Raw genomic sequence first — 25653 nt, 5'->3', positions numbered from 1 at the left:
CCATGTCGCGGCGTGGGGCGGCTCCGTCCGGCGGACGGAGCCGGTCATGCGTGCCCCGGATTGCAGGGCACGCGTTTTTTAGTTAGCGTCCTTCTTCGCGCCGGACGACTTCTTGCCGGACTTCGCCGCGGGCGGCGGTGCGTCGGCCGGCGCGTCGTCCGCCTTCGCGTCGGCCGATGCCTTGGCGGCCTTGCCGTTCGGCTTGGCCTTGCCGTCGGCGTCCTTTTTCGCGTCCTTCGGCTCCTTCGCTTCCGGCGCGGCGAGCTTGTTGAACTTCACTTCGTCGCTGTCCTTGTCGAAGTCGACTTCGCACCGGTCGCCCGATTTCAGCCGGTCGGCAAGAATCTCCTTCGCAAGCCGCGTCTCGATGGTCTGGCGGATCTGGCGCTTCAGTTCGCGCGCGCCGAATTCCGGCTGGTAGCCGACTTCGGTCAGGTGATCGACGAGCGAGCTACCCATCACGAGCGTGATGTCCTGTGCGGCGGCCGTACGCACCACGCGGTCGAGCTGGATCTGTACGATCGAGCGGATGTTGTCCTTCGACAGCGCGTGGAAGACGATCACCTCGTCGATCCGGTTCAGGAACTCGGGACGGAAATGGCCCTTCAGCACCTGCATCAGCTCCTCGCGTACGGCCTTGTCGGTCTTGCGCGCGGCTTCCGGCTGCGTGAGGTTGTCCATGATGATCGCCGCGCCGAGGTTGCTGGTCGCGATGATGATCGTGTTGCTGAAGTCGACCACGCGGCCCTTGCCGTCGGTCAGCCGGCCATCGTCGAACACCTGCAGCAGCACGTTGTAGACGTCCGGATGCGCTTTCTCGATCTCGTCGAGCAGGATCACGCTGTACGGGCGGCGCCGCACGCGCTCGGTGAGCTGGCCGCCTTCGTCGTAGCCGACGTAGCCGGGCGGCGCGCCGATCAACCGTGCAACCGCGTGCCGCTCCATGTACTCGGACATGTCGATGCGGATGATCGCCTGCTCGTCGCCGAACACGGTCTCGGCCAGCGCCTTCGCGAGCTCGGTCTTGCCGACGCCCGTCGGCCCGAGGAACAGGAACGTCGCGATCGGCCGGTGCGTCTGGCCGAGCCCCGCGCGCGACAGCCGCACGGCATCGCTGACCGCGACCACGGCGTCGCTCTGGCCGACCACGCGCTCGCGGAGTTGTTCTTCCATCTGCAGCAGCTTCTGGCGCTCTTCCTGCGTGAGTTCGGAGACCGGGATGCCGGTCAGCCGCGACACGACCTCGGCCACCGATTCGACGGTCACTTCGAGCGTCTCGGAGCCGGTCTTGCGCTGCCACGCCTCCATCATCTCGTCGACGGATTTCTGCTTCTCGTTGATCTGGTCCTCGAACTGCTTCGCCTGGTCGAAGCGCTTGCGCGAGGTTGCATAATCCTGCTCGCGCTTCAGTTGCGCGATCTGCGCTTCGCCTTCCTGAATGTCGACCGGGCGCGACGTCGCGCCGATCCGCACGCGCGCGGCGGCCTGGTCGATCAGGTCGATCGCCTTGTCGGGCAGGAAGCGCGACGTGATGTAGCGGTCGGCGAACTCGGCGGCCGCGACGAACGCGTCGTCGGAGAACGTCACCTGGTGGTGCGCCTCGAGGCTGTCGCGCAGCCCGCGCAGGATCACGATCGTCTGCTCGACGCTCGGCTCCGGCACGAACACCGGCTGGAAGCGCCGCTCGAGCGCGGCATCCTTCTCGATGTACTTCTGGTATTCGTTGAGCGTCGTCGCGCCGATCAGGCTCAGCTCGCCGCGCGCGAGCGCGGGCTTCAGCACGTTCGCGATGTCGAGACCGCCTTCGCCGCCGCCCTGGCCCGCGCCGACGATCGTGTGCAGCTCGTCGATGAACAGGATCAGTTCGTCCTGCTTCGCAGTCACTTCGTCGATCAGCTGCTTCGCGCGCTCCTCGAATTCGCCGCGATACTTCGCGCCTGCCACCATCGAGTTGATGTTGACCTCGACGAGCCGCTTGTCGCGCAGCACCTCGGGCACGTCGCCGTTGACGATCCGCTGGGCGAGCCCTTCGACGATCGCCGTCTTGCCGACGCCCGGCTCGCCGATCAGCACCGGGTTGTTCTTCTTGCGGCGTGCGAGCACCTCGATCGTGCTCTCGATTTCCTGCGCGCGGCCGAGCACCGGGTCGAGCTTGCCCTGGCGCGCGATCGCGGTGAGGTCGCGGCCGAACTTATCGAGGTTCGGCGTGCCGGTCGGCGCATCGACGCGGCCATCCTCCGCGCCCTTGCCGACCACCTTCACGACTTTCTGGCGCAGCGCCTCGGGCGTCACGCCGTATTTCTTCAGCAGCGTGCCGGCGATGCTGTCCGGCACCGACGCGAGCCCGATCAGCAGGTGCTCGGGGCCGATGTACGAGTGGCCGAGATCGCGCGACGCCTGGAACGCGTACTGCACGGCCTTCTTCACGCGCGGCGAGATCGACAGCTTGTCGAGCGGCGCATCGGGGTCGGCCGTGCCGGTGTGCGCATGCTCGTCGATGTACGACTTGATGTCCTGCGGCGACAGCTTCAGTTCCTTCAACAGCGCAGCGCACACGTCGGTGTCCGCGAGCGCGTACAGCAGGTGCTCGGAGTCGAGCTCGCTGCGGCGCAGCTCGTGCGCCTTCTCGGCCGCGCGCTGCAGCAGTTCGAGCGTCTGTTCGCTGAACGCGTCGGTCGGGTCGACCGATTCGCGCGGAATCTCGGCGGCAAGCGGCGATTCGTCGCCGAGCTCGCCGAACAGCGACGACGAGCCGCCGCCGCCCAGCAGCGAATCGAACGGATTCAGCATGCTCTGATGCCGCATCAGCTGACGGAAGTGGTAATCGCAGATCGAGATCGTCTTGCGCTCGCCGTCCTGCATCACGGTTGCGCGCGCGACGGCCGGCCGGGCGTGGCAGATATCGCAAAGTGCGGGCATGGTGGTCTGGCTCCTGTCTGTGAAGGTGGGTCGAAGGGTGAAGTCCCGATGCGGTGCGGCGCTCGCGCGTCCCGACCGCGCACATACGACGCGCGGCGCGGCGGTGCGCGTGCCGCGCCGGTGCGGTCGCGCAGCGCGCACCGGCGTGGCGCACGGTCGCGGTCGGGGCAGGAAGCGCGAGTGCTGCAAGGAGCCCACGGCATCGCTTCGACTGCGTTCAAAATAGCGAATCGGCGGAGGCCATCCAAGACACAGTTCCACGCCGGACCGGCCGTGAATTGCACCCTCACATCGATGCGCGCGCGGGCGCCAAGGAGTACAGACGGGCGCGCACGCGGCGGCGCGGGCGTGCGCGGCGGGTGGGGGATATGGTGCCCGGAAGCGGGGTCAAGCGGAACGCGAACGGCGCGCGGTGCGACATCGGCGCGCAGGCGGCCGGCCGCCGGCGCTCGGAAGGGGAAGCGGAGGGTCGCGCGCGGCATGACGCGCGCACCGGTGGCGTGGGCGAACCGGTTACGTCCGGCCGCACACGCACCGCAGCCGATGCGTGCCGTGAGGCCGGCGAAGGAGAGGGCGGGTTGCACGGATCGGGCCGGACATGGCGCAATCGTGGGGAACCGCGATCAGTCGGAGAGTTTCATCGCGAGCCGTTGCCGGGCGATCTGCTTCACGTCGGTCGACAATGCCGCATTCGGCAGACCATTGGCCCAGACGGAGAACGAATCCTCGATCAGGTTGCGCGTGTCGGGCGGCAGCTCGGCCAGCATCAGCGACACGACGGTAAACAGCACGGCGGTGTCGCCGGCCTGGCTGCCCGCGTTCGCGTCGACGGTCCGCTTCAACGTGTCGACCGACGCTTGCAGCGCCTGCAGTGCATCATTCGTATCGCTCATGACAATCTCTCCATACAGGATGGGCTCGATCGGCGACGAACATGCGGCCGGCAGCGCGGCCGGTCGCGCGCGACGCCCGGGCTCGGGCATCGCGCGCGGGCAGCCAGGGTCAGGCCGCCGGATTGCCCTGCGGCGCCACGGCCACCGATGCTTCGCTCGTCAGCATCAGGAACGTGAACGTCTCGCGCAGGTACAGGCGGACGCCCTTGTCGGTGTGGCTCGTGTAGCCGATCGATACGTCTTCCCCGAGGTGCAGCTCGTAGTCGCCGCCGCGCATGGACAGCACGCAGCCGCCGCTGATCGCCGGCGCCCAGATGATCTCGCCGCTGACGATGCGTTTGATATGGCCAAGGACCGGATAGCCCTGATCGCGCGCTTCGCTGAGCGCGGTGTAGGCGTCCGAGCCGAGTACGACCGAGTATGGACCGTCGACACCGGCGAGGCGCAGTGCCTCGAGCGCGTCGCTGATCGCGTCCGGATAGGCGCTGACGTCCGCCGGCAGCGTGAGTTTGCGGTTCGACGTGCCTTCGCGGATGCCGACGATGCCGGCGGCCTGGTAGCCGTCGAAAATCGCGTTGTCCTCGGCGAACGCGAGCCGCTGCGCGGCTTCCTTCGCCGGTTGCCAGTCGGCGTCGCGCGCGCCGCGCTCGACGCTGTCGATCGCCTCGCGGCTCAGTTCGAACGGCACCGTCAGCTCGACGATCGTGCGCACTTCGCGCAGCCGCGCGTTCACGTGCTCGCGCGGCGCGGCGACCTCCAGCAGATGCCCCGTGCCGACGGCCGACAGTTCGGGGCCCTCGGGGCCATCGACGTCGACGACGCGGCGGCCGGCCACCGAACGCTTGAAGGTGCGCGCCACCTCCTCCTCGATTTGTTCCCAGGCGGACGACGAGATCGGGGCGAGTTCGCGGTGCAGGTTATTCATGGGTTTTGGGTCCTTTCAGCGAGCCGATTTTCAGCGAGCCGTCGCGATGCGGCGCGGACGACGAGGATTCCGGTTGTGCGGCGTCGGCAGCCGGCGCCGCGCGGTCGGCGAGCGCTTCGAGCAGGTCGGCCGACGGCACGAAGAACAGCGAGCCGGTGACCGCGCGGCTGTAGTCGAGCAGGCGGTCGTAGTTGCCCGGCGGGCGGCCGACGAACATGTTCTCGAGCATTTGCTCGATCGGCGCCGGCGAGCGCGCATAGCCGATGAAAAAGGTGCCGAACTCGCCGGCGCCCGGGCGCCCGAACGGCATGTTGTCGCGCAGGATCTTCACTTCCTGGCCGCCTTCGTCGAGCGTGGTCAGCGAGCTGTGCGAGCACGACGGCTTCACGTCCGGCGCGAGTTCGATGTCGGACAGCTTGGTGCGGCCGATGATGCGTTCCTGCGTCTCGACCGCGAGCGCGTTCCAGCCGGCCATGTCGTGCAGGTACTTCTGCACGATCACGTAGCTGCCGCCCGTGAATTCCGCGTCCTCGTCGCCGATCACCGTGAAGTCGACCGCCTCGCGGCCTTCCGGGTTCTCGGTGCCGTCGACGAAGCCGATCATCGCGCGCTGGTCGAAATTGCGGAAGCCGTGCACCTCGTCGACGACGGTCACCGCATCGCCGAGCGCGCCGAGCAGTTGCGTCGCGAGTTCGAAGCACAGGTCCATCGCCTCGGCGCGGATGTGCAGCAGGATGTCGCCGGGCGTCGCGACCGCGACGCGGTGGCCGGCGCCGAATTCTCGGAACGGATGCAGCGACGCGGGGCGCGGATCGCCGAACAGCGCATCCCACGCGTCGGCGCCGAAGCCGCACACGCACGTGAGGTTGCCGCCCGGCACGCGCTTGCCGACCGAGCGCACGAGCGCGGCGATGTCGCCGCACCATGAACGAATCGTGTCAGCGTGATCGGCACCGGGATTGATCGTCGCCACGAGGAAGATCGCGCTGCGCGTGATCGTGCTGTGAACGGCCTGGGAGAGCGGGGGAGGAGTCTGCATCGCGGCCTGCCGGTCAGTCATGTCGGGACGGACGGGCCGCGGCTGACGCGGCGCGCGAGGGCGTTCGGTTGAACTGTGTCATGCGACTGTTCTCTTTGTGACATGCGGATGAAGGACGTTGCGCGGGCATCGCGCAACGGGCCGCAGCGGCGGCGGCCGGCCGCCCGGCGCGTGACCTGCCCGCACCGCGTAACGTCGTCGAGCATGCAATCTAGCAGCTTCGGCAGGTCTTTGGAACACGTATCGTCAATCTGTCATTCGATTGTGTCAAACAGGGCCGGATTTTGCGCGGGGCCCGCGCAGCTGTACTCCTGGCGCCCACGGCGCTGTGCTCTTGAGCGTGCGTGCCGCGTGCAGTAGATTAGGTCCCGCTACGCCGCCGACGAGGAGCGTCACCATGAACCTGCTGGAAGCGATGCGAGTGTTTGTCGCGGTGGTCGAGCACGGCGGCCTGTCCGGCGCCGCGGCGGAGCTGAAGCTCGGCGAGGCGCAGGTGAGCGAGCGGATCGATTCGCTCGAACGCTATCTCGGCTGCCGCCTGCTGCTGTGCCGCGAGCACGACGATGTGGCCTGTACCGACGCGGGCGACGCGTTCCACGTGTGCTGCCGCCGCACGCTCTCCGCGGTCGAGCAGGCGACCGGCGCGGCTCATGTGCCTGCGGCGAATGCATGCGATGCCGCACGTTGCCCCGATTTCCCGCCGCCCGGCGCCGCTTACGCCCCCTCACACCGACTGTCGCCTTGAATACGTCTACCATTTCCTGTTCGCCGGCCGAGCGCATCCGTCGCCGTTTCGGTCATTTCCTTCACGCGGCCGAGCTGGCCGGGTTGATCGTGATCGGGCTCGCGACGGCGTTCGCGATGACGCAGGAAGCGTGGAAGGTCGTGCTCGCGGGCGAGGTGTCGCTGACCGACTTGCTGCTGATGTTCCTGTATCTGGAAGTGCTCGCGATGGACGTGCGCTACCTGCGGCTCGGCCGGCTGCCGGTGCGGTTTCCTCTGTTCATTGCGATGACGTCGCTTGCACGCGACCTGATCCTGCGCGGCGCGACCGACAGCCCCGAGCGGATGCTGATGACGACCTTCGGGATCGTGCTGCTCGCGGTCGGCGTGCTGATTCTCAGTTTCGGGCAGCATCGCTTTCCGGCGGACGTCGACGATGTCGAGGACGACGTGCACGCGCGCAAGTAACCGGCAAGCGGCATGACGCTTGCGTTCGCCATGTTTCCGCAGGAGGTGTTGCATGAAACCGCAATCCGTCGCAACGACGCAGGCCATCGAATTGCAGCGCGCATCGTCGGACGCCTACCGGCAGGCACGCGACGCGTACGACGCCGATGCCGCGCGCACACGTGCGCCATCGGTCGCCGGGCTGCAGCAGGCGGCCGCGCATGCGTATGCCGACGCGGCCCGCGCACGCGTCGCGGCAACGGGCATCTGAAGGCGCACCGCGGCGTGCCGCACGCGTTGCGGCCGCGATACCTGATCATCCAACCGAGCGAGGTGTCGAATGACCAAGCAACTGATCGTCGCCGTGTTCGGCAGCGTCGACACGGCCCATCGGGCTGTGAACGATTTCGAGGCGCTGTCGGAGAAGAATGAAGGATTCCACATCGAGAACGGCGTCGTCGTCGAGAAGGACGCGGCCGGCAAGCTCGCGGTGCTCGCGGCCGAATCGCGACCGTTCAAGGGCGGCGTGATCGGTGCGATCGCGGGCGGCCTGCTCGGCCTGCTGGCGGGGCCGCTCGGCGTGGTCACCGGCATGGCGGCAGGCGCGGGCGCGGGCATCCTCGCGGATGCGGCCGGCAATGCGCTGCTCGACGGCAGCTTCGTCGAGGCAGTGGCCGCGCGGCTCGCACCCGGCAGCGTCGCGGTCATCGTCGAGGCGAAGGAGGACACGCCGTTCTCGGTCGACAACGTCGTGAGGGGATTCGGCGGCAAGGTGTTCCGCCAGGCGCTCGGTTGAGCACACATTTTTTCGAGCCACTTCGGGAGGACCGCATGCGCATCGATCAATCGTACCGCCGCTTCGACATCGCGGCGACGCTGGCGCCGCTGCCCGGCACCGGCAACCGCGCGATCGCGACCGTCGACGTGACGACCGACGATCCGGGCCGCCTCGCCGATCTCGGCACCGGCCAGTTCCTGCAGATTCGCAAGTGGGTCGAGTCGAACGATGTCGCGCTGCTGACGGTGGTGTTCGACGAGTGCAAGGTCGCGATCGACCACTACGCGGACAACGTCGACGACGCGTGAGTGCATGCGGGCCTGTGCAGGCCCGCGCCGTCGCGTGCGAATCTGTTCACCACGCGCGCCGGATTTGAGGTTTCCTCGCCAAACTGTCACTTACATTCGTCGAAATGACGCAGTAGGATGCCGAACCTTGTCTTGATGAGATTCGCATTGCTACCCGCCTTCAATTTCGGTAACGGACGAGGTTCGAACCGGGACGTCCGCGCCCGGGCACGGCTACCCGGCTTCGTGTGTCGTCGCGGCCGTGCCGCCCATGCATCGCAGGCCGGTTCACCGCTGGCGGGGCGAGGCGGATGAAGCTCTACGAGAAATTTGCAAACGACATAGAGAGACTCATCCGGCAAGGCGTATATCGACACGGCGATCGTGTGCCCTCGGTGCGGCAGGCGAGCCAGCAGCACCGGATCAGCATCACGACCGTGTTGCATGCCTACCTGCTGCTGGAAAGTCGCGGGCTGCTCGAAAGCCGGCCGCAGTCGGGCTATTTCGTGAACCTGCGGCGCGACGACAGCCACGCACCGGTGCGCGAGCTGCGGCCGTCGAAGCCGATCGCGATCTCGTCGTCGGTCGACGTGAGCCGGCTCGTGCTGTCGACGCTGCGCTCGATCGGCACCGACGACGCGGTGCCGCTCGGCTCGCCGTATCCGGACCCGAGCCTGTTTCCGTTCGAGAAGCTGAACCGCTATGCGTACGCCGCCGGCCGCGACAAGTCGCTGTGGGGCGTGACGGACGGCTTGCCGCCCGGCCATCCGCGGCTGATTCGTCAAATTGCGCGCCGCTACCTGGAAAACGGGATGTCGGTGGACCCGAACGAGATCATCGTGACGGTCGGCGCGACGGAGGCGATCAACCTGTGCCTGCAAGCCGTTGCGAAGCCGGGCGACACGATCGCGGTGGAGTCGCCGACGTTCTACGCGATGCTGCATGCGATCGAGCGGATGGGGATGAAGGCGATCGAAGTCGCGACGCATCCGGAATACGGGATCGACATCGCGGCGCTGGCCGCGATCGCGAAGTCGCAGCCGATTGCCGCGTGCATGGTGATGCCGAACTTCCAGAACCCGCTCGGCTTCCAGATGCCCGACGAACGTAAGCGCGAACTGGTAGCGTTCGCAACGAAAGCCGACCTGCCGATCATCGAGAACGGCGTGTACAACGAACTGTACTTCGGCAACATGCATCCGAGCACGCTGAAGTCGTTCGACCGCCACGACATCGTGCTGCACTGCTCGTCGTTCTCGAAGAGCCTGACGGCTGCGTACCGGATCGGCTGGGCCTTGCCGGGCCGCTATCGGGAGCAGGTCGAGAAGCTGAAGTTCCTGAATACGCTGGCGACGCCGTCGCTGCCGCAACTGGCGATCGCGGAGTTTCTCGAACGCGACGGCTATGAGCATCACCTGCGGCGGATTCGCAAGGCATACGCGCAGCAGGCGAACCTGATGCGGACGATGGTGTCGCGGTTCTTTCCGGAAGGCACGCGCATTTCGAGTCCGGCGGGCGGCTACGTGTTGTGGATCGAGCTGCCCGCGCAGGTCGATGCGATGCGGCTGTACCAGCTCGCGCTGGAGCGGGGCATCACGATCGGCCCAGGTTACATGTTCTCGATCGCGGACAGCTACCGGAACTTCATCCGGCTGAACTACAGCAGCCCGTGGTCGCCGGAGATCGAGCAGGCGGTCGTGACCGTCGGCAAGCTCGCCGCACACTGTCTCGACTGAACGTACCGTCGTGCGCCGCGCGTTGCGCGTCGCGTCAAGTCAGCCGGTACGATTGCGCGCCCGTTCCCGCGAGCGTGCCGCCGTCGACGATCAGGTATTCATTGCGGATCGGCGTGCCGTCGAACCAGCATTGCAGGATCTCCAGCGTGCCGGCCGCATAGCGTGCCTGCGCGGACAGCGACGTGCCCGAGATATGCGGCGTCATTCCGTTGAACGGCATCGAGCGCCACGGGTGATCGGCCGGCGCCGGCTGCGGAAACCATACGTCGCCGCCGTAGCCCGCGAGATGGCCGGACGTGACGGCATTCACGACCGCGTCGCGGTCGACCAGCTTGGCACGGGCGGTGTTGATCAGGTACGCGCCGCGCTTCATCCGCGCGATCATCGCCGCGTCGAACAGGTGCTCGGTCGACGGGTACAGCGGAAGCTGCAGATTGACGATGTCGACGGCGCTCGCCAGCGACGCGGCGTCGGCGTGATACGTGAGCGCGAGCTCCTGCTCGACGGCGGCGTCGAGCCGGTGGCGCTGCGTGTAGTGCAGTTGCAGGCCGAACGGCTTCAACCGGCGCAGTACCGCGAGCCCGATGCGCCCGGCGCCGACCGTGCCGAAATGCATCCCTTCGACGTCATAGCTGCGCGCGACGCAATCGGCGATGTTCCAGCCGCCTTGCTGCGCGACCGCATGCGACGGCAGGTAGTTGCGCACCAGCGCGAGCGTCGTCATCACCACGTGTTCGGCGACGCTGATGCTGTTCGAGCCGGTGACCTCGGCGACGGTGATGTGCGCGCGCGCCGCGGCGTCCAGGTCGACGTGATCGGAGCCGATCCCGGCCGTCAGCGCGAGCTTCAGCTTCGGCGCGCGGGCGATCCGTTCGGCCGTCAGGTACGCGGGCCAGAACGGCTGCGAAATCACCACGTCGGCTTCGGGCAGCCGGCGCTCGAATTCGGAATCGGGGCCGTCCTTGTCGCTCGTCACGATCAGCGTGTGGCCGTGCGTTTCCATGTAGCCGCGCAACCCGAGCGCGCCGGATACCGAGCCGACGAGTTCGCCGGGCCGGAAGCCGAGCGGGCCGGCCGGCGTCGGCGCGGTCTGGCCGTCCGCGTACCGGGCGATGACCGGAATCGCGTCGCGCACGTAGCGTGGCGGATAACCGTCGACGGGATCGGGGTAGAGCACGCACAGGACGGTGGCCATCGGGAGCGCTCCTGGTGAGGGAATGAAGGCGGCACGCGGATTGCGCAGGACACGCGACGTGCCTCGCAGGCGGCTCGCGTGTTGCGTCGCAACGTTGCTGACGTTCTACGCCCGTCATGGATCGCATGCAAGCTACAGTCCGTGTTTGCGTGCGCTGCGGGGCGTCTGTACCTGTTCTTTTCAGGAGGGACGTCGATAATGGGATCGTTACCTGACTTTCCGGGAGCCACGTCATGACTGCAAGCGACGATTCGTCTTCGCGCCCCGATCTCGCGGCCGGCATCGCGCTCGACGATATCGCCGACGGCGCGATGATCGAGGGCCATGTCGGCGAGGCGGCGGTGCTGCTCGTGCGCCGTGCCGACGAACTGTTCGCCGTGGGCGCGAATTGCCCGCACTACGGCGCCCCCTTGGCCGACGGTCTGCTGGTCGGCGACACGATCCGCTGTCCGTGGCATCACGCGGCGTTCTGCCTGCGCACGGGCGAGCTGCAGCGCGCACCGGCGCTCGACGGGCTGACGTGCTGGCGCGTCGAACGCCGCGATGGCCGCGCCGTCGTACTCGACGCGCGGCCGGCCTCGGCGCCGCCGGCGCTGACAGCAGCCGGGCTGCCGGCGTCGGTCGTGATCGTCGGCGGCGGTGCCGCTGCGATCGCGGCGGCAGTGACGCTGCGGCAGGAAGGCTATCCGCATCCCGTCACGCTGCTGAGCGCCGATGCCGATCCGCCGTACGACCGGCCGAATCTGTCGAAGGATTACCTTGCGGGTACGGCCGACGCCGACTGGCTGCCGCTGCGCGCGCCGTCGTTCTATACCGACCGGCACATCGACGTCAGGTGCGGCGTTCGAGTCGTGCGGATCGATCCCGCTCAGCATGCCGTCGAGCTGGCCGACGGCGGCCGCGTCGGATACGGCGCGTTGCTGCTCGCGACGGGCGCCGAGCCGAACCGGCTGACCGTGCCTGGCGCCGACCTGCCGCATGTGTGCGTGCTGCGCTCGCGTGCCGATTGCGACGCGCTGATCGGCAAGCTGAAAACGGCGCGCCGCTGCGTCGTGGTCGGCGCGAGCTTCATCGGCCTGGAGGCGGCCGCCGCGTTGCGCACGCGCGGGCTCGACGTGCAGGTCGTCGCGCCCGACGCACGTCCGATGGCGCGCGTGCTCGGCGATGCGCTCGGCGATACGATCAAGGCGCTGCACGAATCGCACGGCGTCGTGTTCCATCTCGGCGCGACACCCGCGCAAATCACACCGGACAGCGTGACGCTGTCGACCGGCGACGTGCTGCCGGCCGATGTCGTGGTGGTCGGCATCGGCGTGCAACCGAACGTGGCGCTGGCACAGGACGCCGGGCTCGCCGTCGAGCGCGGCGTGACGGTCGACCGTTTCCTGCAGACGAGCGTGCCCGGCATCTACGCGGCCGGCGACATCGCGCGCTGGCCCGATCCGCTGACGGGCGAGCGGATTCGCGTCGAGCACTGGGTCGTCGCCGAGCGGCAGGGCATCGTCGCGGCGCGCAACATGCTCGGCCAGCAGCGGCCGTTCGATGCGGTGCCGTTTTTCTGGAGCCAGCATTACGACCTGACGATCAACTATGTCGGGCATGCGGAGCAATGGGATCGCGTCGAGATCGACGGCGACCTCGGCGCGCACGACTGCTCGATCGCGTACTGGCGCGGCAACACGCGGCTCGCGGTCGTGACGGTTGGCCGCGATCTCGACAGCCTGAAGGCGGAAGCGGCCTTCGAGCAGCAGATTGCAACCGCGTGACAGCGGCGTGACGACACGATCCGAACCTGGAGTGGAGAAGCGATGAATCCCGACGTCCGTGCCCGATTCGAAACCGAGTTCGCGCCGCGCATCGCGGCGCGCCTGCGCGGCCTGTACCAGCCCGGCGACGTGAGGGTCGACGTCATGCCGCCCGATGGACAGGGCAGCCCGACCGTCGACGTCATCGGCCTCACGTCGACTGTCGGGCTGCCGAACCGGCTGAATGCACGGCTCGTGTGGCGCGACGATGCGATCGCCGATCTGCTGGCCGAGCCCGATCGCAGCCGCTTCGATCGCTATCTCGCGGCGCTACCGGTCACGATCGAGCGCTGGCAGATGGAATTGCCGGTCGATTTCAGCTCACGGACCCAGCGCGATCGCGAGATCGTGATCGGCGACCTCGATTTCGATGCATGAGACGCGCGCTGCGATGCCGGCCGGCGATGCGCCGATGAACCGCGCGACGTTACCGGTCGCGTGTCTTGATGATCACGCGGCCCTGGTCGATGCCGCCGCGCAGCGCTTCGTCGCAGGTGAGCCATTCGGGCGTGACGAGTTCGGGCGCGGGCAGGTCGACCGGTGCGCCGTCGCGGAGGATCCGCACCTGCGCGATCCACGCGCCGTTCGCGTTGCGCGTCGCTTCGACGCGAATCTCGTGATCCATGAAAGTGTCGGTGGCTTGCATCGGTCGGGGCCCTCCGTCGTGCGTGAACGCGGTGCGTCGATCGTATCAGCACGGCGCGCGCCGCGCACCGGAAACCGGCCCGAATCCGTCCTCGACATGCCGCACGACACGGGAGCGACCTGGTGGCCTTCGACCTGACCTTCTCCATCAAGGTGTTCGCGGCGCTGTTCGCGATCATGAACCCGATCGCGAACATTCCGGTGTTCCTGTCGCTGACCGAAGGCGCGGCGGACGGCGTGCGCCGCAAGGTCGCGCTGACGGCCGCGATCGGCGTGTCGGTCGGCTGCATCGTATCGGCCGTCGCGGGCGGCGCGATCCTGCACGTGTTCGGCCTGACGATCGACGACTTCCGCCTCGCGGGCGGGCTGCTGGTACTGCTGATCGCACTGTCGATGCTGCATGGTTCGCCGAGCCGCCAGCATTCACCGGGCGACGACGAGGGCGCCGATCCGGCGGCGGCCGAGAGCGTCGCGATCTATCCGCTGACGATCCCGTTGCTGGTCGGCCCCGGCACGATCGCGACGATGATCGTGCTCGGGCACAGTGCGTTCTCGACCGGGCAGGAACTCGCGTTCGCGCTCGGGCTCGCCGCGTTTCTCGTGCTGCTGGCCGTCTCGCTGCTGTCGGCGCCGCTGATCGGCCACTACCTGTCGCCGCGCGTGACGGCCGTCACGCAGCGGCTGATGGGGATGATTCTCGCGGCGATCGCGATGCAGATGATCGTCGCGAGCCTGAAGGCCGCGTTCGGGCTGCCGCATTGAGCGCGGTGTGCCGGAACGCGGCCATTCGATTGCATGGAGTCGCTGATGAACACGCTGATCGTGTTGTCCTATCCCGGTCTCGACGCCGCACATCGCGTGCTGGCCGAACTCGGCACATTGCGCGACCGGCACGTCGTCGCGCTGTCGGGCGTCGTGATCGTCGAGTGCGCGACCGACGGACAGTTGCGCACGCATTCGGTCGATCCTGGCCGCGTGCCGTCCGGATCGCTGCTCGACAGTGTGGTCGAGCACATCGAATCGTCGCTCGACGCGTGGCGCGAGCGGCCGGTGGACGATGCGCTGACCGACCGCGTCGCACGCAAGGCGCGCCCCGGCACGGTATCGCTCGGGCTCGCGGCGACGCAACTCGACATCTACGCGCTGAGTGCGGCGCTCGCGCCGTTCGGCGGCGAAGTGACCGATACGACGCTGTCGATCGACGACGAACTGAAACTCGTCGAAGCGATCTCGAACGCGCGCGACGGCGGCAATCGTCCAGCGACCGACTGACGGACGCCGAGCGAAAGCCGCGGTCGCGCGTTCAGCATGCGGATGCGCCCAGTCAGCCGAGCGCATCGCGCTCGACATCGACTGCGCGGCTGTGCCGCTTCGTGGCGGGTGCGATGGTGCGCCCCGGCGTGCGCGCAGACGTGCGTCGCGACGACCAGAGCACGAGCGGTTACGACGTACTCCGAACCTGGCTTGCCACACGCTGCAGCAGTGCGTCGAGCACGTCGATCTCGACGGGCTTCACGAGATGAGCGTCGAAACCCGCGCGTTCGCTGCGTGCGAGGTCGGACGCGCGCGCGTGGCCGGACAGCGCGACGCAGGTCGTGTCGCGCAGCGCGTCGATCTTGTGCAGTTCATGCAGCAACGTGAAGCCGTCGACGTCGGGCATCGTCAGGTCGAGAATCATCAGGTGCGGCGCGTAATCGCGGGCGAGCGCCAGCGCATCGCCGGCGTTGTACGCGACGCGCGGCGCATGCCCCTTCACCGTGAGCAGCACGGCGAGCGTGTCGGCCGAGTCGCGGTTGTCGTCGACGATCACGATGCGCAGCGGCGCCGTGTCCGATGGCGCGTGCGCTGCCGGCTCGCGTTCGCCCGCCTGCTCCGCACGTTCCATCCGTGCGATCGGCAGCCGTACGGTCAACGTTGCACCGTGACCGGACCCGCCGCTTTCGGCGGAAATCCGCCCGCCGTGCAGTTCGACGAACGTCCGGGAGATCGAGAGTCCGAGCCCGAACCCGCCGGTCGGCGGGCCGCCCGACGTGCCTTCCTGCTCGAACAGGTCGAAGATCGTTTCAAGCGCGCCAGGTGCGATGCCGACGCCGTGATCGGTGACGCGGATGGCGACCACCGGCCCTTCCACCCGTGCGCCCACGTCGATCCGTCCGCCGTGAGGCGAGAACTTCGACGCATTGTCGAGCAGGTTGTGCAGCACCTGAACGAGCCGTGCATCGTCGCCGTGCAGCAGCACGGGATCGGCCGGCAGGTCGACGTGGATATGCTGTCCACGCTCGGCCAGCTTCGGCTGGATGCTTTCGACGCCTCGGCACACGATATCGCGCGCGGTGACCGGGCGATTGTTCAGCTCGACCTTGCCGGCCGTGATGCGCCCGACGTCGAGCAGATCGTCGACGAGCCGTGTCAGTTGTCCGACCTGGCGATGCACGGCGTCGCGGCATTGCGCGAGCACGGGCGCCGGATCGGGCAGGCTTTGCAGCACGCCGACCGAATGGCGCAGCGGCGAAAGATGGTTGCGCAGCTCGTGCGCGAGCATCGCGATGAACACGCTGAGCCGGTGCGTCGACGCTTCGAGTTCCTCGAGCCGCTTGCGCTCGGTCATGTCGCGCGTGATCTTGATGAAGCCGCACAACTGATTCTCGTGATCGTGCACGGGGGCGATCGTCACGCTCGCCCAGAACTGCGAGCCGTCCTTGCGCACGCGCCAGCCTTCGTCCACGAAATGACCCCGTACGGCCGCCTCGTCGAGCCCGTGCGACGGCCTGCCGGCCGCGATCGCATCGGGTGGATAGAAGCGCGAGAAGTGGTGGCCGACGATCTCGGCCGCGCGATAGCCCTTGATGCGCTCGGCACCCGCGTTCCATGTCGCGACGTTGCCGTGCGGATCGAGCATGAACACCGCGTAGTCGGTAATCGAGCCGACGACCGTCTGGAAACGGAATTCGGCGAAGCGATGCAGCAGGTCGCGCGCGTCGGGCAGGCCGGGCGGCGGAGGGGAGCGAGGATCGGCGTCGTCTTTCTTCATCGTGCGGCAGGTCGAAGACGGGCAGGCAGACGCTGCCCGGCGGCCGCTGGGCGGGCCGGCGGCACTGATATCAATCGGATTGGCACCCCGGAAAGCATAAGGGAACTCAATTCGCCTGATCAATGGGCGCGCATCGGCCGTGCCGTCCGCGACCCGGGCAAGGGCACGCGTTCAGGGCGCGCGATGCGGCATGCCGATTGCACGCCTCTCCTGCCCGCGTGCCATGCCGCGGCCGCCCGGCAACACGCGGCGGCAAGCGGCGGCACGCCAGCAAGGAGGTCCACATGAACAGCACGCTGAACCCCGACAACGAACCGGCCGGCCCGGACGACGACAACGCCGGTCGCGGCCGCGACGGCCGCGCACTGGGGCCGAGCGACTCATCCGACAGCGGCAGCGATACGGCCGGTGCGCGGCGCCATCCGTTCGACATCGATTCGCCGCTCGACGAACACGCGCTCGAGCGCGGCGATGCATCGCTCGACAGCGATACGGATCGTTCGGGCACCGGCGAGCGCGCATCGGCGGACGGTGATTCGACGCTCGAAGAGGGTGCCGATATCGAGCCGGACCGCACCGAGCGGTTGAGCGGGTCGCCGCGCGACGACGAGTCCGCGGATCCGGACGATCCTGAAGCCGGCGGCACGCCGTGACGCGCGGCACGCAAAAACTGCAATCGCATTGCAGATTGGGGCGCCCTGCAGCGGACCGACGGCGCGATGCGCATCTGTCGTGCGTCGGCAACGATCTCGGCACGCGGCTTGCGTCCGAGCCGGCAGACATGCGCCGTGTCGCGACTCGGCATGGGGCCGTGCGCGGCGCAGGCGAGATCAAGGAGAAACACGATGCAACGACGATATCCCGGACGGCACGGCGAGCGCGGTATCCCGGACGAGCCCGCACGATGGCCGGAGGAAGACCATGACCGCCGCTCGACGAGCGAGGACGTTGGCCCGCAAGACTGGGGCAGTGAATGGACCGAGCGAGCCGCGCGGCCGGCGGACCAGCGGCGCGGCGCGATCGACCCGGACTGGCCGGGCAGCGCGCGCCAGCCAGCGTGGGAGGCCGAACGCGGCTACCGCGAACCGGGCCGGCGCGCGGAGGGCCGTGAAGGCCCGTACGGCGGCGAGCGCCCGGAATTCCGTGGTCATTTCCGGATCGGCCGGTACGGCGGCGAGCGCGACTATGGCGACCCGCGCGACAACCCGCGCGACGGCGGCTACGCGCCCGACCTGTCGCGGTACGGCGGCGACGCCGAACGCGACGCGCTGCGCCAGCGCCGCGGGCCGAAAGGTTATACGCGCTCGGACGAACGGATCCGCGAGGACGTGTGCGAGCGGCTGGCGCACGCGCTCGACATCGACGTGAGCGACGTCGCCGTGCAGGTACAGGACGGCTGCGTCGTGCTGGACGGCACGGTGCCGGCGCGCTGGATGAAGCACGACATCGAGGATCTGGCCGACAGCTGCATGTGCGTGCGTGACGTCGAGAATCGCGTGCGCGTGCACCGCGACGGCGAACACGATACGGGCATGGTGCTGCATCCCGATCAGCGGACCGTCACGCCGACGCTGCCGGCTGCGCGCGATCCCGAACCCGGCACCGTCGGTCGCGACCGCGAGCGCAAGCCGCCTCATTGAGCGGCCGCGCACGAAACGGCGCGGCCGCGATCGCGGGCAGCGTGCGCATGACGACGGCACGCGCGGCTCGGCGCGTGCGAGCGCTTCATGCGCGACCGGAATCGCGCACGGTGCGACGTGGAGACATGAAAACGTCGCGGCGTGACGGGCCGCGTTCACGGAGTCGTTGCGTTCGACGTGCCGGTTGCGTCGGCCGAATCCCTTGCGCCGGACCCGTTCGTCGCGACGGCGCCGGTCGCCGCATTGCGTTCATGCTCGGGCAGCAGCGCGAGACGGTTGTACAGCGTCTTCAGGCTGATGCCGAGCGCCTTCGCGGTGCGCGGCTTGTCGCCGTTGAAATGGCGCAGCGACGCGGCGATGAAACGCTGCTGCGTATGCGCGAGCGTCGTGCCGAAATGCAGCGTCATCGCGTTGTGGCGCACTTCATCGCGCGGCAGCAGCCGGCGCGGCAACTGCAGGTCGATCTGCTCGTCGGCGAGGATGAAGGCGCGCTCCAGCGCGTTGCGCAGCTCGCGCACGTTGCCGGGCCACGGATACGCGCGCAGTGCCTTCATCGCCTGCATCGACAGCCGCTTGCGCGTGCGGTGCCGCACGTTCAACCGCTCCACGATCTGCAGCGCGATGTCGTCGACGTCGTCCTCGCGCTGCCTGAGCGCGGGCACGTGCAGCGCAACCGGCGCGATCCGGTAGAACAGGTCTTCGCGCAGCCGTCCGCTGCGCACGGCCTCGACGGGATCGTGATGGGTGGCAGCGACGATGCGCACGTCGAGCGGAATCGGCTCGTGGCCGCCGACGCGCATGATCGTGTTCGATTCGAGCGTGCGCAGCAGCTTGACCTGCAGTTCGACCGGCATCTCGGCGATTTCGTCGAGAAACAGCGTACCGCCGCGAGCAGCTTCGAACATGCCCACATGCTGGGCGATCGCGCCGGTGAAGCTGCCTTTCTCGTGCCCGAACAACTGCGACTCCGCGATATCGGGCGGGATCGCACCGCAATTCACGGGGACGAACGGCCCGCGCCGGCGCGGGCTCATGTCGTGCAACAGCCGTGCGACGATGTCCTTGCCCGCACCGCTCTCCCCGACGATCAATACGCTGATGCGGGTCGCGGCAACGCGCGATACCTTCAGCAACAAGGTCTGGATCGAACGCGAGCGTCCGGACAGCCGCTTGCCATCATCGACGGATTTCGACATGACGTGATATCGGATGGGGAAGATTTGACCGACTGCGATCCGGATACATGAAAAAACGACGCGTTATACGCACGCAATTCATGCGCCAAGCATACGTGTTATGTCACCCAGGCCGCATTGAATCTCGCAATGCATGCCGCGTGAGCAGATAGATTTATTCGATGACGGACCGATGCACGCCGCCGCTCTTCTATACTGCTAAGCGATTCCTTCTTCATGGCAGCACGGCCTGCCAGTTCATTCGCTGCAGCGTGGAATGCATTGCCTTGTGCCTGGCGGCGCACGATGCGCTGCACATCTGTCGCGGTGTCCGGTCGACGCTTGCACCGGTTCGCCTCACAAGGAGCTTCGATGCCCTACGTCCTGATCGTCGAAGACGATGCCGATACGCGCACGATGCTGGCGACGCTCGCACGCACCCAGCAGCTCGCCTGCGACACGGCCGCGACGCTCGAGGAAGCGCGCACGCTCGTGTCGATGCATACACCCGATCTCGTGTTGTGCGATCTCGTGCTGCCCGACGGCAACGGGATGGAGCTGTTCGACGCGTTGCCCAAGCGCGCGCATTGCGAGATGGTGCTGACCACCGGCCACGCGAGCCTCGAAACCGCGATCGACGCGTTGCGGCGCGGCGCGACCGACTATCTGGTGAAGCCGCTGAACATGCAACGGCTGAACAGCATCTTCGCGCGAGTGCCGCGCACGACCGCGCTGCACGAGGAAATCGCGGAGCTGCGCTCGGAGTTGCAGCGCCTCGGGCGGTTCGGCCGCATGCTCGGCAGCTCGCCCGCGATGCAGGCCGTCTACGATGCCATCGGGCGCGTCGCGCGCACGGAGGCGTCGGTGCTGCTCACCGGCGAATCGGGCACCGGCAAGGAGCTTGCCGCGCAGACCGTGCACGACCTGAGCTTGCGCCGCCGCGGCCCGTTCCTCGCGGTGAACTGCGGCGCGATCGCCGCGAACCTCGTCGAGAGCGAGATGTTCGGCCACGACCGCGGCAGCTTCACGGGTGCGGAGCGCCAGCACAAGGGCTTCTTCGAACGCGCGGACGGCGGCACGCTGTTTCTCGACGAGATCACCGAGATGCCGCTCGAATCGCAGGTGAAGCTGCTGCGCGTGCTCGAAACGGGCCGCCTCACGCGGCTCGGCTCGACGCGAGAAATCGATGTCGACGTGCGCATCGTCGCCGCGACGAACCGCGATCCGGAAGCCGCGATGGCCGATGGCAAGCTGCGGCCAGACCTGTTCCACCGGATCAACGTGTTCCCGATTCCGCTGCCGTCGCTGCGCGAGCGCGGTGACGACATCCCGATGCTCGCGGATGCGTTCCTGCAGCACTACAACGCTGAAAGCGGCCGCAACCTTCGCTTTGCGCCGGCCGCGCGCGAGGCGCTGAAGACCTACGAATGGCCAGGTAACGTGCGCGAGCTGCGCAACTTCGTGCAGCGCGCGAGCATCTTCACCGATGCCGATGTGATCGACACGCTGCCGCCGCCGATCATGGACGAGTTGTCGAACATGGTCGATTCGCACGAGGATCGCGTCACGGTGCCGTTCGGCACGCCGCTCGAGGAAGTCGACCGCAAGCTGATCCTCGGCACGATCGCGCAGTGCGGCGGCGTGAAGGCGCAGGCGGCCGAAGTGCTCGACGTCAGCCTGAAAACGATCTACAACCGGCTCGCACAACTGGAAGGCGAAACGGAAAAGCCGGATTCCTGATGCCGCCGCGATCACGCTCATGCTCCCGTTTCCGCGTCACGCGTGCGCACCTGAAGACGGTATCGCCGGCATGCGGCGCGACGGGCCGGCGTGTCGGCGCGGCCACAACGTGAATCATCCCGTGGCGGGCGGCTGCGCCGCCGGGTCCAGCCGCCCGGCACGCGTCCTGCGTGCCGGCGGCGGTGTCCGGGCCCGCCGCCGTCGGCCGGCCCCGCAGGAGTGTGTCCGATGATCGACCTTGCGCGGCCACCGGCCGGAAACTACGCAACGGCTGCGATGCTGGTCGCAATCGCGACCGTGCTGCAGGCGCTCGCGATCCGCTTCGGCGGCGTGAACCTGCCGTTCGTGTTGTACTACCCGCTGCTCGCAGGCGCCGCATGGGCGACGTCGTTCCTGTTCGGCATCGTGTCGACCGTCGTCAGCGGGCTGCTCGTGTGGACGCTGTTCCTGTCCGATCCGACTGCCTATCCGGCGCCGCTGCCCGAGCGGCTCGTGCAGCTCGGCACCTTCATGCTGGTCGGTGCGCTCGTCTGTGCGATCGCGTCGATGTTGCGACATACACGGATCACGAACGATCGCGCGCGTCGGCGCGAGGCGACCGTACGCCGGCAGCTCGAAGCCGTGCTGCGCGCGCTGCCGCATGGCGTGATCGCGATCGATACGAAAGGGCGACTGACCTATATCAATGCGGCGGCGGCCGAACTCGTCGGCTGCAGGCCGGACGACGCGACGGGGCGGCCGGTGCGCGACGTGCTGCGGATCGTCGATCGCGAAGGCCGCCGCGTGCAGACCACGCCGCTCGATCGCGCGCTCGACGGTGCGGACGCCGTGTCCGACCGGCACTGGCTACAGCCCGGCGGCGCCGGCGATCCGGTGCCGATCGTCGAGGTTGCCGCGCCGCTCGGCGACGCGGACGGCAACCTCGACGGCGCGGTGCTGTTGCTGCGCGATGCCGGCGCGGACCGCGTGCGCGTCGACGCATCGCGCTTGCAGCATGCGGTCGTCGACGCATCGCCGGACGCAATCATCGGCATCGACGCGAACGGCCGCATTGCCAGCTGGAATCCGGCTGCGCAGCGGATCTTCGGTTATGACGAGGCCGACGCGCGCGGCCGCATGTTCGACTCGCTGATCGCCATGCGCTGGTTGCGGCGCAATCCGCTGGCCGAATCCTTCGACGCGATGCGCGAGCCGGTCGGGCCGCTCGAACTGTTGTGCGTGCGGCGAGACGGCCGGCGTTTTCGCGCGACCGTGTCGGCGTGCCCCGTCCGCGGCGAGGCGCGCAAATGCGTCGCGCTGTCGTTGATGCTGCGCGAAACCGGTGCGCAGCGACGGCGCGATCTCCGCGCGCAGCGCTCGCTGCAGGGCGCGCGCGATGCGCGCGACCAGGCCGATACGTCGAACCGGCTGAAGGACGAGCTGCTGGCGACGGTATCGCACGAGTTGCGCACACCGCTGAACGTGATCTATGGCTGGGTCGAGGTGCTGCGCAATTCCGGCGACCATGCGCTGCAGAACCAGGCGATCGATGCCATCGACCGCAGCGCTCGATCGCTCACGAGGATGGTGGGCGACATTCTCGACGCGTCGTCGCTCGCCACCGGCAAGCTGCGCCTCGACACGACGCCGGTCGACGTCGTGCGGCTGTTCTCCGATTCGGTCGGCGCGTTCCAGACGGCCGCGTCGTCGGCCGGCATCGTGCTCGAATTCGATTGCGATACCACGTCATGCATCGTGTCGGGCGATGCCGAGCGGTTGCGGCAGATGTTGTCGAACCTCATTTCGAACGCGCTGAAATTCACGCCTGGCGGCGGCAACGTGACGGTCGCACTCACGCGCGACAACGCGCATGCGGTCCTGACCGTAACCGATACGGGACAGGGTGTCGTACCGGAGTTCCTGCCGTACGTATTCGACATGTTCCGCCGCGCGGACGATTCGCCGGCGTCGTCTCGGCGCGGCCTCGGTCTCGGCCTGTCGATCGTGCGGCATATCGCCGAATTGCACGGCGGCCGCGTGACCGTCGTGAGCGCGGGCCGCAATCGCGGCACGACGTTCACGGTGACGTTGCCCGTCGGCTGGCAGCCGGTCGGCGCGATGGCGTGGGGGCTCGCGCAGACGGGCGGTTCGCGCGAGCCGCTCGTGCTCGATGCGCAGCGGATTCTGATCGTCGACGACGATGCAACGACGCGGGCGAGCCTCACGGCCGCGCTGACCACCTTCGGCGCATCGGTCGCGATCGCGTCATCGGGCCGCGAAGCGCTCGCGGTGGCTGCCGACTTGCGGCCGACTGTCGTGCTGTCCGATCTCGCGATGCCCGACGGCGACGGCTTCTGGCTGCTCGATGCGTTGCGGCGCGGGTCGACGAACGGCGACAGCGGTCCGCCCGACTTATGCGTACTCGCTGTCACCGCGCATGCCGGCCTCGCCGACGAGCGTCGTGCACTGGAGGCCGGGTTCGACGGCTATCTGTGCAAGCCGGTCGATGTGCGCGAACTGGCACACAAGATCGCGCATGTCACGAAGCGCGACGGTTGACGCGCTGGCCGCGGGTACTTGACGTTGCGGGTGCCGGCCGGATTGACTCGGCCGCAATGGCGTTTGTCGAGCGGCTGCACGCATCGGTTCGATATTCGGCGCGTTGAACGGACGTGCGACGGTGGCCTGGGTATCCGTGTAGAAATTGTCGACGCATGGTATGTCGTGCCCGTTAGTCACGAGCCGTTCGTATGGACGTGAACGGGGAAAGATGGCGCTGCGCTCGATGAGTCCACGTTTTATATCGTAGTCCTCTATTGCACATTCCCCTGTCGGTGGTCGAGTACGCCACGGCATCGTGGCCGATGTCGCGCTGCGAAAGCTGTTTCGCGACGTTTGCGACCTGGATCATCTGGCCGCGTGCAACCACACCCGTCAATCCCCCTGCGCTGCGATACGTGTTCACCGATCAACGCGATTCCTTGCATGGTGTTGCTCCCGCGGTCGGAGCCGCGCAAACGGGCTGCCTTGGCTGCCTGTCGGCAAGTGACATACCCGCACTGTCGCGGTGGGAACCGCCAGCCGGCATGCCGAAAGAATTACAACGCATTGGATGAAAGCACGTCCGGCCGGTGATTGTCGCCAGCAGCCGGCAGCGCGACCGCGGCACGCGATTTGCGCCCGTGTTCCCTGCCCGCCGGCCGTGCCGGCTCGACGAAAGGAGGTCACGATGAAGGTATTCCCGCTCCAGGCCCGCTCCCTGAAAATTCGCCACCATCGCGCGAAACGTGTCGGCATGGCGATCGCGATCGTGGCGGCTGCCGCCTGCGCCACGATCGCACCGAACGCGTTCGCCGCCGGCGACGACAGCGCAGCGTCGTCGTCCACGTTGTCGCATTCGACGACCGGCAGGAAGATCCGCGACGCGACGATCACGACCAAGGCGAAGGCCGAACTCGTCGGCACGAGCGGCCTGTCTTCCGGCGATATCCACGTGAAGACGCGGCACGGCATCGTGATGCTGACCGGCAGCGTGCCCGACGAGCAGCAGCGCACGCAGGCCGTCGGCGTCGTGAAGCAGGTGGACGGCGTGCAGGACGTGCACGACCAGTTGACCATCCGGGCCAAATAACGGCGTTTCCACAACTGGAGTTCAGTCATGAACCGCATGCTCAAACCGGTCGGCGAGCAGACGATCGTGATCACCGGCGCGACGAGCGGCATCGGCCTCGTCACCGCGCGCAAGGCGGCACGGCGCGGGGCGAAGCTCGTGCTGTTCGCGCGCAACGAGGCCGCGCTGAACACGTTGTGCGAGGAAATCGGCCAGCACGGCGGCCTCGCGGTGGCCGTCGCCGGCGACGTCGCGAACCTCGAGGATCTGCAGCGCGCGGCCGCGAAGGCGGTGGACACCTACGGCGGCTTCGACACCTGGGTCAACAACGCGGGCGTGTCGATCTTCGGCACGGCGGCCGCGGTGCCGCTGGAGGATCAGCGTCGTCTGTTCGAGACCAACTACTGGGGCGTCGTGCACGGCTCGCTCGTCGCGGCCGATCACTTCCGGCGCAAGAGCGATTTCCACGGCGGCGCGATCGTCAACATGGGCAGCGAAGCCTCCGATGCGCCGGTGCCGCTGCAAAGCGCGTACGTCGCGTCGAAGCACGCGGTGAAGGGCTTCACCGATTCGCTGCGGCTCGAGATGGAATCGGACCACCTGCCGGTGTCGGTCACGCTGATCAAGCCGGCCGCGATCGACACGATGCTCGTGATGCACGCGAAGAACTACATGAACGTCGAGGCGAGGCTGCCGCCGCCGATCTACGACCCCGACCTCGTTGCCGACGCGATCCTGTTCGCGGCCGCTCATCCGCGCCGCACGCTGTTCGTCGGCGGTGCCGCGAAGCTGACGTCGGCCAGCGCGTATCACGCGCCGCGCCTGTTCGACCGCGTCGCGGCCACGCTGTTCTCGCGCGGCCAGCGTACGGTGCGGCCCGCGCGCCCGCGCGACGACAACGCGCTGTACGACTCGCGTCATGCGCTGCACGAACGTGAGGGGATGGACGGCCCCGTGCTGCGCAGCTGCGCGTACAACACGGTGGTACAGCGGCCGAAGATGGCCGGTGCGGTCGCGCTCGGTGCGGCGGCGCTCGTGTTTGCCGCGCTCGCGCGGGCGCGTCGCGGGTCCGCGTGATGCCGATTC

The 25653-nt window shown here is 68.0% G+C and carries 24 protein-coding genes; 16 read left to right on the top strand and 8 right to left on the bottom strand.

All coding sequences use genetic code 11. The annotated features are described in order from the left end of the window. Positions 1-78 precede the first annotated feature (78 nt). The 4 genes from U5809_RS02505 to U5809_RS02490 all read right to left on the bottom strand — a co-directional run bounded on the left by U5809_RS02505 (position 79) and on the right by U5809_RS02490 (position 5797). On the bottom strand, positions 79-2919 hold the full coding sequence (locus U5809_RS02505; protein ID WP_322085354.1) for an ATP-dependent Clp protease ATP-binding subunit: 2841 nt from the start codon (positions 2917-2919) through the stop codon (positions 79-81). Positions 2920-3542: 623 nt separating this feature from the next. Beyond that, the gene (locus tag U5809_RS02500) at positions 3543-3812 is read right to left on the bottom strand and encodes a hypothetical protein (protein WP_322085353.1); all 270 of its coding nucleotides are present in this window, start codon (positions 3810-3812) and stop codon (positions 3543-3545) included. 109 nt (positions 3813-3921) lie between these two features. Then, a complete protein-coding gene (locus U5809_RS02495) occupies positions 3922-4737 on the bottom strand; it encodes a family 1 encapsulin nanocompartment shell protein (RefSeq protein ID WP_322085352.1) in 816 nt (271 codons plus the stop codon). Further along, entirely contained in the window at positions 4730-5797 is a 1068-nt protein-coding gene (locus tag U5809_RS02490; RefSeq protein WP_322085351.1) for a Dyp-type peroxidase, read from the bottom strand. Before U5809_RS02490 ends, U5809_RS02495 begins: the two co-directional genes overlap by 8 nt. A 376-nt stretch (positions 5798-6173) precedes the next feature. On the opposite strand from U5809_RS02490, the gene U5809_RS02485 reads away from it, so the two are divergent. The 6 genes from U5809_RS02485 to U5809_RS02460 all read left to right on the top strand — a co-directional run bounded on the left by U5809_RS02485 (position 6174) and on the right by U5809_RS02460 (position 9747). Further along, the gene (locus tag U5809_RS02485; RefSeq protein WP_322085350.1) at positions 6174-6521 is read left to right on the top strand and encodes a LysR family transcriptional regulator; all 348 of its coding nucleotides are present in this window, start codon (positions 6174-6176) and stop codon (positions 6519-6521) included. Next, entirely contained in the window at positions 6518-6967 is a 450-nt protein-coding gene (locus U5809_RS02480; RefSeq protein WP_322085349.1) for a phosphate-starvation-inducible PsiE family protein, read from the top strand. The genes U5809_RS02485 and U5809_RS02480 overlap by 4 nt, the downstream gene beginning before the upstream one ends. Before the next feature lie 52 nt (positions 6968-7019). Beyond that, a complete protein-coding gene (locus U5809_RS02475) occupies positions 7020-7217 on the top strand; it encodes a hypothetical protein (RefSeq protein ID WP_322085348.1) in 198 nt (65 codons plus the stop codon). Between the two features lie 69 nt (positions 7218-7286). Next, on the top strand, positions 7287-7742 hold the full coding sequence (locus tag U5809_RS02470) for a DUF1269 domain-containing protein (protein WP_322085347.1): 456 nt from the start codon (positions 7287-7289) through the stop codon (positions 7740-7742). 35 nt (positions 7743-7777) lie between these two features. After that, the gene (locus U5809_RS02465; RefSeq protein ID WP_322085346.1) at positions 7778-8032 is read left to right on the top strand and encodes a hypothetical protein; all 255 of its coding nucleotides are present in this window, start codon (positions 7778-7780) and stop codon (positions 8030-8032) included. A gap of 290 nt (positions 8033-8322) precedes the next feature. Then, positions 8323-9747 carry a PLP-dependent aminotransferase family protein gene (locus U5809_RS02460; protein ID WP_322085345.1) on the top strand — a complete coding sequence of 475 codons (1425 nt, stop codon included), beginning with the start codon at positions 8323-8325 and terminating at the stop codon, positions 9745-9747. A gap of 34 nt (positions 9748-9781) precedes the next feature. Here the strand turns inward: U5809_RS02460 and U5809_RS02455 are convergent, their stop codons facing one another. Then, on the bottom strand, positions 9782-10942 hold the full coding sequence (locus tag U5809_RS02455) for an NAD-dependent formate dehydrogenase (RefSeq protein WP_322085344.1): 1161 nt from the start codon (positions 10940-10942) through the stop codon (positions 9782-9784). A gap of 233 nt (positions 10943-11175) precedes the next feature. On the opposite strand from U5809_RS02455, the gene U5809_RS02450 reads away from it, so the two are divergent. Continuing rightward, a complete protein-coding gene (locus U5809_RS02450) occupies positions 11176-12708 on the top strand; it encodes an FAD-dependent oxidoreductase (RefSeq protein ID WP_322085343.1) in 1533 nt (510 codons plus the stop codon). Between the two features lie 42 nt (positions 12709-12750). Beyond that, positions 12751-13125: a DUF5594 family protein gene (locus tag U5809_RS02445; RefSeq protein ID WP_322085342.1), complete on the top strand. Its 375-nt coding sequence runs from the start codon at positions 12751-12753 to the stop codon at positions 13123-13125. Positions 13126-13174: 49 nt separating this feature from the next. Here U5809_RS02445 and U5809_RS02440 read toward each other — a convergent pair whose 3' ends face one another. Beyond that, a complete protein-coding gene (locus tag U5809_RS02440; RefSeq protein WP_322085341.1) occupies positions 13175-13393 on the bottom strand; it encodes a DUF6566 family protein in 219 nt (72 codons plus the stop codon). A 122-nt stretch (positions 13394-13515) separates the two neighbouring features. Between U5809_RS02440 and U5809_RS02435 the strand changes: the two genes are divergently transcribed. Together U5809_RS02435 and U5809_RS02430 are read left to right on the top strand one after the other, a co-directional pair. Next, positions 13516-14154 (top strand): NAAT family transporter, encoded by a 639-nt coding sequence (locus U5809_RS02435; protein WP_322085340.1) that lies wholly within the window; start codon positions 13516-13518, stop codon positions 14152-14154. Positions 14155-14199: 45 nt separating this feature from the next. Next, a complete protein-coding gene (locus U5809_RS02430) occupies positions 14200-14664 on the top strand; it encodes a hypothetical protein (protein ID WP_322085339.1) in 465 nt (154 codons plus the stop codon). Positions 14665-14833: 169 nt separating this feature from the next. Here the strand turns inward: U5809_RS02430 and U5809_RS02425 are convergent, their stop codons facing one another. Continuing rightward, positions 14834-16423 carry an ATP-binding protein gene (locus U5809_RS02425; protein ID WP_322085338.1) on the bottom strand — a complete coding sequence of 530 codons (1590 nt, stop codon included), beginning with the start codon at positions 16421-16423 and terminating at the stop codon, positions 14834-14836. Between the two features lie 284 nt (positions 16424-16707). Here U5809_RS02425 and U5809_RS02420 point away from each other — a divergent pair, with 284 nt between their 5' ends. Together U5809_RS02420 and U5809_RS02415 are read left to right on the top strand one after the other, a co-directional pair. Further along, positions 16708-17076, top strand: coding sequence for a chemotaxis protein (locus U5809_RS02420; RefSeq protein WP_322085337.1), 369 nt, complete (start codon positions 16708-16710; stop codon positions 17074-17076). A 192-nt stretch (positions 17077-17268) separates the two neighbouring features. Then, positions 17269-18063 (top strand): BON domain-containing protein, encoded by a 795-nt coding sequence (locus U5809_RS02415; RefSeq protein WP_322085336.1) that lies wholly within the window; start codon positions 17269-17271, stop codon positions 18061-18063. Between the two features lie 155 nt (positions 18064-18218). On the opposite strand, the gene U5809_RS02410 is transcribed toward U5809_RS02415, so the two are convergent. Then, positions 18219-19259, bottom strand: a complete 1041-nt coding sequence (locus U5809_RS02410; protein WP_322085335.1) for a sigma-54 dependent transcriptional regulator — start codon at positions 19257-19259, stop codon at positions 18219-18221. Positions 19260-19610: 351 nt separating this feature from the next. Here U5809_RS02410 and U5809_RS02405 point away from each other — a divergent pair, with 351 nt between their 5' ends. From U5809_RS02405 to U5809_RS02390, 4 genes are all read left to right on the top strand, one after another. Next, positions 19611-20978 (top strand): sigma-54 dependent transcriptional regulator, encoded by a 1368-nt coding sequence (locus U5809_RS02405; protein WP_322085334.1) that lies wholly within the window; start codon positions 19611-19613, stop codon positions 20976-20978. A 228-nt stretch (positions 20979-21206) separates the two neighbouring features. Then, positions 21207-23516: an ATP-binding protein gene (locus U5809_RS02400; protein WP_322085333.1), complete on the top strand. Its 2310-nt coding sequence runs from the start codon at positions 21207-21209 to the stop codon at positions 23514-23516. Positions 23517-24186: 670 nt separating this feature from the next. After that, on the top strand, positions 24187-24588 hold the full coding sequence (locus U5809_RS02395; RefSeq protein ID WP_322085332.1) for a BON domain-containing protein: 402 nt from the start codon (positions 24187-24189) through the stop codon (positions 24586-24588). A gap of 27 nt (positions 24589-24615) precedes the next feature. Then, positions 24616-25644, top strand: coding sequence for an SDR family oxidoreductase (locus U5809_RS02390; RefSeq protein ID WP_322085331.1), 1029 nt, complete (start codon positions 24616-24618; stop codon positions 25642-25644). Positions 25645-25653 lie beyond the last annotated feature (9 nt).

The organism is Burkholderia sp. BCC1999 (assembly GCF_905339975.1).
In the GTDB taxonomy this organism is placed as follows: domain Bacteria; phylum Pseudomonadota; class Gammaproteobacteria; order Burkholderiales; family Burkholderiaceae; genus Burkholderia.
Note: the sequence above shows the minus strand (reverse complement) of the source record. Positions and strands in the feature narration are given on the sequence as shown.